Raw genomic sequence first — 6,117 nt, forward strand, 5'->3', positions numbered from 1 at the left:
TGGAGATGGCGGACGCCCCTGTCGCGGACGCCCCTGCCGCGGGCGGCCCCCCGCGGATCACCCTGGTGACCCTGCAGACCTTCTGAACCGCGCGGCGGACCTTCTGGTCCTCCCGCCGGCCCCTTCCGGACGCGCGGCAGGCCTTCGGGACCGCGCGGACGGCCCGTGACGCGCTGCGGGCCGGAGCTCCTCGGAGGAGTCCGGCCCGGCGCGTGAGCAGCCCCGAAGGCGCGCGGCGTTCCTACTTGCCGCCGCGCGAGGTGGTCTTCTTCGCGGTGGTCTTGCGCGCCGTGGACTTCTTGGCGGGGGCCTTCTTGGCCGTGGCCTTCTTGGCCGGAGCCTTCTTGGCGGCCGTCTTCTTGGCGGTGGCCGTGGTCTTCGCCGGGGTGGTCTTCTTCGCGGCGGCCGAGGTCTTCTTCGCCGTCGCCGACGTGGTCTTCTTGGCGGCCGCGGAGGTCTTCTTGGCGGTGGCCGTGGTCTTCTTGGCCGCCGTGGTCTTGGCGGCGGAGGCCTTCTTCGCGGCGGTGGTCTTCTTGGCCGCGGCCTTCTTCACGGTGGCGGAGGCGCCGCCCGTGAGGCTGCCCTTGGGCGCCTTCTTGACCGCGACGTCGTTCTTCGGGAGCTTCTTGGAGCCGCTGACCAGGTCCTTGAAGCCCTGGCCCGCGCGGAAGCGCGGCACGGAGGTCTTCTTGACCCGGACCCGCTCCCCCGTCTGGGGATTGCGGGCGTAGCGCGCCGGACGGTCGACCTTCTCGAAGGAACCGAAACCGGTGACCGACACCCGGTCCCCGGCGACGACCGCGCGGACGATGGCGTCCAGGACCGCGTCCACCGCGTCGGCGGCCTGCTGACGGCCACCGACCTTGTCGGCAATCGCTTCTACGAGCTGCGCCTTGTTCACGTCTTCCCCTTCGGAGACATTTGCCAGAACGTATCCGTTCAAGCGTTTTCGCACGTTAGGCAGATATATACCGCAAATCAAACACGAAACGGGCTAATCACCCTTGTGCCGCAACGGACTCGACCGCTCCGGAGTGCTCAGCGGCTCTCGGCGGGGAATCGCCCCTGCGCGAGGTCCTCCGTGAACCTCTCCAGCCGCCTTGTCGCGTCGGCGAGATCGTGCTTGGCCGCCGCCGTGATGATCAGCAGCTTCCGGGTCAGCGCCACCCGTACGCCCTCCGGGACTTGCAGTGCGCGCACCTGTGTGTGCGCTTCTTTGAGCCGGTCCGCGACCGCCGCATAGAGCGCGAGTTGGCCGTCGTGTTCCATGCACAGATTGTGCCATCTAGGGCGAGTTGTCGCCTGCGCAGGGGGCAACTGCCGCCTGGACGGGCCCTTCGACGACATCCGCCAGGGGTGCCGCCACGACCCGGGTACCCGCACAACACCGCAGCTAACACGGGGAGTTGGGAACGAATCGGGCGGCGTCAACCTGCCTGTGCGGCGGGGCGCGGCAGTACCCCCGATCGTGGCGGCGGGGCGCGTCGGAGCCGCTTTCCGGGTGGCCGAAAAAGGCCCCCGGAACCGACCGGTCAGGTCGGTTCCGGGGGCCTTGGCGTGGCGGGGCCGCTCGGAGCGGGAGGGCTCGGGGCGGCGCCCGGCCCGGGCTCAGGCGGCGAGCGTCCTGGGCTTGTGGGCGGGCCGCCCCGCCTCGTAGGCGGCGATGTCCGCCTCCTCGCGCAGGGTGATGGAGATGTCGTCGAGCCCGTTCAGCAGCCGCCAGCGGGAGTTCTCGTCCAGCTCGAAGGCGGCGGTGACGCCCTCGGCGCGCACCTCGCGGGCCTCGAGGTCGACGGTGATCTCGGCGGTCGGGTCCTTCTCGACCAGCTCCCACAGCACGTCGACCACGGACTGCTCCAGCACCACGGTGAGCAGGCCGTTCTTCAGCGAGTTGCCCCGGAAGATGTCGGCGAAGCGCGAGGAGATCACGGTCTTGAAGCCGTAGTTCTGCAGCGCCCAGACGGCGTGCTCACGCGACGAGCCGGTGCCGAAGTCGGGGCCGGCCACCAGGACGGTGGCGCCCTCCCGCTCGGGGCGGTTGAGGACGAACTCCGGGTCCTTGCGCCAGGCCTCGAAGAGCCCGTCCTCGAACCCGTCCCGGGTGACCTTCTTGAGCCAGTGGGCGGGGATGATCTGGTCGGTGTCGACGTTGCTGCGGCGCAGCGGGACGGCCCGGCCGGTGTGAACGGTGAAGGCTTCCATGTCTTGGGTTCCTCGGTTCCAGATCTCTCAGACGCCGGCGGGGACGGGCGCGTCGGTCAGGTCGGCCGGGGAGGCCAGCCGGCCCAGGACGGCGGTGGCGGCGGCCACCGGCGGGGAGACCAGGTGGGTGCGGCCACCCTTGCCCTGACGTCCCTCGAAGTTGCGGTTGGAGGTGGAGGCGGAGCGCTCGCCGGGGGCGAGCTGGTCCGGGTTCATGCCGAGGCACATCGAGCAGCCCGCGTGCCGCCATTCGGCGCCGGCCTCCTTGAAGACCACGTCGAGGCCCTCGGAGACCGCCTGCAGCCCGACCCGCGCGGAGCCCGGGACGACCAGCATCCGTACGCCGTCGGCGACTTTGCGGCCCTTGATGACCTCGGCGACCGAACGCAGGTCCTCGATGCGGCCGTTGGTGCAGGAGCCGACGAAGACGGTGTCCACCTTCACCTCGCGCAGCGGCGTGCCGGCCTCCAGGCCCATGTACTCCAGGGCCTTCTCGGCGGCGAACCGCTCGGACGCGTCCTCGAAGGAGGCGGGGTCCGGCACGGAGGCCGAAAGCGGCGCGCCCTGGCCGGGGTTGGTGCCCCAGGTGACGAACGGGGCGAGTTCCGCGGCGTCGATGACGACCTCGGCGTCGAAGACCGCGTCGTCGTCGGTGCGCAGGGTCCGCCAGTACTCCACGGCGGCGTCCCAGTCGGCGCCCTGCGGCGCGTGCGGGCGGCCCTCGAGGTAGGCGAAGGTGGTCTCGTCGGGGGCGATCATGCCCGCGCGGGCGCCGGCTTCGATCGACATGTTGCAGATGGTCATCCGGGCCTCCATCGAGAGATTCTCGATGGCGCTGCCGCGGTACTCCAGGACGTAGCCCTGGCCGCCGCCGGTGCCGATCTTCGTGATCACGGCGAGGATCAGGTCCTTGGCGGTGACGCCCTCGGGCAGCTCGCCGTCGACGGTGATCGCCATGGTCTTCGGGCGGGCCATGGGCAGCGTCTGGGTGGCCAGCACGTGCTCGACCTGCGAGGTGCCGATGCCGAACGCCAGCGCGCCGAAGGCGCCGTGGGTGGAGGTGTGCGAGTCGCCGCAGACCACCGTGGTGCCCGGCTGGGTGAGCCCCAGCTGCGGTCCCACCACGTGGACGACGCCCTGCTCGACGTCGCCCAGCGAGTGCAGCCGGACGCCGAACTCGGCGCAGTTCTTGCGCAGGGTCTCCAGCTGGGCGCGGGACACCGGGTCGGCGATCGGCTTGTCGATGTCGATCGTCGGGGTGTTGTGGTCCTCGGTGGCGATGGTGAGGTCGAGGCGGCGCACGCTGCGTCCGCTCTTGCGGAGGCCGTCGAAGGCCTGGGGGCTGGTCACCTCGTGAAGCAGGTGCAGATCGATGTAGAGGAGGTCGGGCTCGCCCTCGGCGCGCCGGACGACATGGTCGTCCCAGACCTTCTCCGCCAGTGTCCTACCCATCGCTTTCCCTTCGGCGGGGACCTCGTCGGCCCCGCACTTCTTGAGACTCAGGTGGCGGCCGCCTGGAGCAGCGACCACGACGCCATGCATCCAGAGTGGCGGCTTCCACGGGAAAGTGAACTTGCGTTTCACAGAGTGAGACGCGAATATCGTTGCATGGACAACAGCAGCGGCGTCGGCGTTCTGGACAAGGCCGCCCTTGTACTGAGCGCTCTCGAGTCCGGTCCGGCCACCCTCGCGGGTCTGGTCGCGGCGACCGGACTGGCAAGGCCCACGGCCCATCGACTGGCCGTGGCACTGGAGCACCACCGCATGGTGGCGCGGGACATGCAGGGCCGTTTCATTCTCGGGCCCCGCCTGGCCGAGCTGGCCGCGGCGGCCGGCGAGGACCGGCTGCTGGCCACCGCCGGCCCGGTGCTCACCCATCTCCGGGACGTCACCGGGGAGAGCGCCCAGCTCTATCGCCGCCAGGGCGACATGCGGATCTGCGTCGCCGCCGCCGAGCGCCTGTCCGGACTGCGGGACACCGTTCCCGTGGGATCGACGCTGACCATGAAGGCCGGCTCGTCGGCGCAGATCCTGATGGCCTGGGAGGAGCCGGAGCGACTCCACCGCGGCCTCCAGGGAGCCCGGTTCACCGCCACCGCGCTCTCCGGCGTGCGGCGCCGCGGCTGGGCCCAGTCCATCGGCGAACGCGAGCCGGGCGTGGCCTCGGTGTCCGCCCCCGTCCGCGGCCCGTCGAACCGGGTGGTGGCGGCCGTGTCCGTCTCCGGTCCGATCGAGCGCCTCACCCGGCACCCGGGCCGGATGCACGCGCAGGCCGTCATAGACGCGGCCTCGCGGCTCTCCGAGGCGCTGAGGCGCGCCAGCTGACCCCGGACGGCCCACGCTCGCCGCCGAGCGGGCGCGGGCCGTCCTCACACCACCCGTTCCACGCCCCGCCTCACCACCGGCACACGAACGACCGCACACGAACAAGGGTCCCGTTCCATGAACGGGACCCTTCTCCTACTGGTACCCCCGACCGGATTCGAACCGGCGCTACCGCCTTGAGAGGGCGGCGTGCTAGGCCGCTACACAACGGGGGCGAGGATCTTGCGTTTCCGCAGATCCGAGCTGGTCTACCTGGACTCGAACCAAGACTAACTGAACCAGAATCAGTCGTGCTGCCAATTACACCATAGACCAATTACATGGTTAGACCAGTTTGTACCCCCGACCGGATTCGAACCGGCGCTACCGCCTTGAGAGGGCGGCGTGCTAGGCCGCTACACAACGGGGGCCTTTGTTGCGATTCCCCGAAGAGAATCAGTACCCCCGACCGGATTCGAACCGGCGCTACCGCCTTGAGAGGGCGGCGTGCTAGGCCGCTACACAACGGGGGCTTTGCAGATGAGCTCTGCGAGCTGGCCTACCTGGACTCGAACCAAGACTAACTGAACCAGAATCAGTCGTGCTGCCAATTACACCATAGGCCACTGGAACGCAAGCCCCCACGCCGGGGGTTCTTGTTCTAGTTTCGCGCTTCCTGTCCCGGGCTGTTCGGCCCGTTCCCCTCGGCGCAGGAAGAACATTACCCGAAGGTTGACCGTGCTCCAAAACGGGTTTCCGCCCCCAGCACCGCGGGCAGCTCCGCCAGCGAGCGGATGCGCCGCCAGGCCCGCTCCCCCGCGCCGTCACCCGTCCCCTCGGCGGGCTCCTGGCCGTACCGGTCGATCAGGACGGAGAGCAGGCCGGCCTCGGCGGCGCCCCGGCCGTCGATCTCCGGGTGGTCGCCCACGTAGGCCACCTGTTCCGGCGGCAGCCCGAGGGCGTCGCAGGCCGCGTGGAAGGCCTCCGCGGCGGGCTTGGAGACGCCCAGGTCGACGGCGCAGAGCACCGCCTCGAAGCGGTCCAGCACGCCCAGGGTCCGCAGCTTGTGCTCCTGCACCAGCAGGCTGGAGTTGGACAGCACCGCGTGACGGTGACTGGGGACCAGGGCCTCCAGGGCGGGGAGGAAGTCGGGGAAGAGCGCCCACGCGGACTCGTAGTGCGCGATGTACCGCCCGAACCAGGCGTCGGCCTCGTCGTCGTCCAGGTCCCGGCCGGTGAAGGCCCGCACGCGCTCCCGGCAGTGCTCCTCGTAGGTGAGCTCGCCGGCGGCCACCCTCGCCCAGTGGAACTCGGTCACCTCGAACCAGCGGGCGAGGGCGTGGTCGGGGCTCCCGAAGGCCGGCGACAGGCCCTCGGCGACCACATGGGCGGCGATTCCGCTGCGGTCGGCGGTGCGGTAGTCGAAGAGGGTGTCGTCCACGTCCCATACGACGGCCTGGATCCTCATGGTTCGACGGTACGCCCGCCCCCGCCGTCCTGTCCCCGTTCCGGTCCGGTCGGACCGGCCGGACCGGCCGGACCGTCGGGGGGCAGCCAGGCGACGTGGCCCCCGGCCAGCTCCGCGGGCCGCCAGCCGCCGGCGTAGCCGGG

The 6,117-nt window shown here is 70.6% G+C and carries 6 protein-coding genes and 5 tRNA genes; 1 reads left to right on the forward strand and 10 read right to left on the reverse strand.

What is annotated here, in order from left to right; translation table 11 throughout:
* Positions 1 to 241: 241 nt before the first annotated feature.
* The 4 genes from HW445_RS15740 to leuC all read right to left on the reverse strand — a co-directional run bounded on the left by HW445_RS15740 (position 242) and on the right by leuC (position 3,654).
* Positions 242 to 901 carry an HU family DNA-binding protein gene (locus tag HW445_RS15740; RefSeq protein WP_180221649.1) on the reverse strand — a complete coding sequence of 220 codons (660 nt, stop codon included), beginning with the start codon at positions 899 to 901 and terminating at the stop codon, positions 242 to 244.
* Between the two features lie 137 nt (positions 902 to 1,038).
* Complete coding sequence (locus HW445_RS15745; RefSeq protein WP_180221650.1) at positions 1,039 to 1,269, reverse strand: hypothetical protein; 231 nt, start codon at positions 1,267 to 1,269, stop codon at positions 1,039 to 1,041.
* Positions 1,270 to 1,608: 339 nt separating this feature from the next.
* Positions 1,609 to 2,202, reverse strand: a complete 594-nt coding sequence (gene leuD, locus HW445_RS15750; RefSeq protein WP_180221651.1) for a 3-isopropylmalate dehydratase small subunit — start codon at positions 2,200 to 2,202, stop codon at positions 1,609 to 1,611.
* 27 nt (positions 2,203 to 2,229) lie between these two features.
* Positions 2,230 to 3,654, reverse strand: coding sequence for a 3-isopropylmalate dehydratase large subunit (gene leuC / locus HW445_RS15755; RefSeq protein ID WP_180221652.1), 1,425 nt, complete (start codon positions 3,652 to 3,654; stop codon positions 2,230 to 2,232).
* Between the two features lie 156 nt (positions 3,655 to 3,810).
* On the opposite strand from leuC, the gene ndgR reads away from it, so the two are divergent.
* Positions 3,811 to 4,527: an IclR family transcriptional regulator NdgR gene (ndgR, locus tag HW445_RS15760; protein ID WP_151775417.1), complete on the forward strand. Its 717-nt coding sequence runs from the start codon at positions 3,811 to 3,813 to the stop codon at positions 4,525 to 4,527.
* Positions 4,528 to 4,666: 139 nt separating this feature from the next.
* On the opposite strand, the gene HW445_RS15765 is transcribed toward ndgR, so the two are convergent.
* The 6 genes from HW445_RS15765 to HW445_RS15790 all read right to left on the reverse strand — a co-directional run bounded on the left by HW445_RS15765 (position 4,667) and on the right by HW445_RS15790 (position 5,974).
* Positions 4,667 to 4,742 (reverse strand) — tRNA-Glu (locus HW445_RS15765).
* Between the two features lie 28 nt (positions 4,743 to 4,770).
* Positions 4,771 to 4,842: transfer RNA gene (locus HW445_RS15770), tRNA-Gln, on the reverse strand.
* A 22-nt stretch (positions 4,843 to 4,864) separates the two neighbouring features.
* Positions 4,865 to 4,937: transfer RNA gene (locus HW445_RS15775), tRNA-Glu, on the reverse strand.
* Positions 4,938 to 4,966: 29 nt separating this feature from the next.
* Positions 4,967 to 5,039: transfer RNA gene (locus HW445_RS15780), tRNA-Glu, on the reverse strand.
* A gap of 21 nt (positions 5,040 to 5,060) precedes the next feature.
* Positions 5,061 to 5,132: transfer RNA gene (locus tag HW445_RS15785), tRNA-Gln, on the reverse strand.
* Positions 5,133 to 5,227: 95 nt separating this feature from the next.
* The gene (locus HW445_RS15790; protein ID WP_180221653.1) at positions 5,228 to 5,974 is read right to left on the reverse strand and encodes an HAD family hydrolase; all 747 of its coding nucleotides are present in this window, start codon (positions 5,972 to 5,974) and stop codon (positions 5,228 to 5,230) included.
* Between the last annotated feature and the right edge of the window lie 143 nt (positions 5,975 to 6,117).

Origin of the sequence: Streptomyces sp. UH6 (genome assembly GCF_013421635.1) — a bacterium.
Taxonomy (GTDB): domain Bacteria; phylum Actinomycetota; class Actinomycetes; order Streptomycetales; family Streptomycetaceae; genus Streptomyces; species Streptomyces abyssomicinicus.